At 77.8% G+C, this 1,130-nt stretch carries 2 protein-coding genes; both read right to left on the reverse strand.

The genetic code is table 11. The features are described from left to right. The coding region (locus ACOV8S_RS20030; protein WP_448319163.1) for a hypothetical protein at positions 1–684 on the reverse strand (684 nt) is incomplete at its 3' end. 2 nt (positions 685–686) lie between these two features. After that, positions 687–1,130: RNA polymerase sigma factor (locus tag ACOV8S_RS20035; protein WP_448319164.1), on the reverse strand; the 444-nt coding region annotated here is incomplete at its 5' end.

The raw sequence follows: 1,130 nt of genomic DNA on the forward strand, positions 1-1,130 counted from the left end.
GTCGAGTTCCGCGCGCTCCGCGGCGAGGCGGTCGCCGGTGGCCCACCAGCCGCCCGACGCGCCCTGGGTGACCAGGGCGCGGGTGCCGACCGGCAGGTCGGTGCGGGCCTCCTGGGGGAGGACCGTCACCGCGACGGGCGCCTCGGACGCCTCCTGATTCGGCACCCAGTACCGCTCCGCCTCCAGGGTCACCTGCACGTGGCCGTCGGGCAGCGGCCGCAGACGCACGACCGTGCCCTCGACGACCAAGCTCGCGCAGGCGATGGCCGGGCGGTCGGCGGACGAGCCGGAGCCCGCCGCCTTCTCGTCGGCTCCCATGTCCGGCTTCGCCTTGGCGTCCGAGGCCGAGTAGGAGGCGTCGCCACGGACGGCGCCCGTCGCCCCGAGGTACATCACCCCGGTGACCGCGGCCGCGGCGGCCAGCCCGGCGCCCCACGTCACCGCGGACCGCCGTCGCGCGCGGCGGCGGGCCGCGAGCTCCTCGGGCGGGACGGGGGCAGCGGCGGCAGGTGTGGCCGGCGCGGCGGCGAGCGCGTCGCCGATGTCCCGCAGCGCCCCGCGCAGCAGCAGCACGTCCGCCTCGGCCGCCTCGTGGGCGGCGCGCGTCCTCTCGTCCGCGTCCGGCGCGACGGGGTCACCGTTCAGCACCGCCAGCAGCGGGTCGTACTCGTGTCCGGCGGGCATCCTCACACCACCTCGTCCTCGTGCAGACGGGCCCGCAGCGCCCGCACCGCGCTGTGCAGCCGGCTCTTCACCGTGCCCTCCGGCACCCCCAGCTCCGCCGCGATGTCCCGGACGGCCAGGTCGGCGTAGAACCGCAGCGTGACCACCTGCCGCTGGGCGTCGGTCAGCTCGTCCAGCCCGTGCGCCACGGACAGCTGCAGCACGCTCGACTCCTCGCCGGACGGCTGCTCGGCCGGCCGCAGCGAGGCCAGGCGCTCGCCCACCCGCTCCTGGCGGCGGCGTGCCCGGTGCCAGTCCATCGCCCAGTTGGACGCCACCACCGCGGCCCACGCCGACACGTCACGCGGAGCCTCCTTGCCGGCGGCGGACCGCTCCAGCAGGCGCAGCCGCACGTGCTGCACCCCGTCCGCCAGGTCGGCCTGCGGCACCCCGCCGAGCGCCAGCAC

Source organism: Streptomyces sp. CO7, assembly GCF_053474865.1.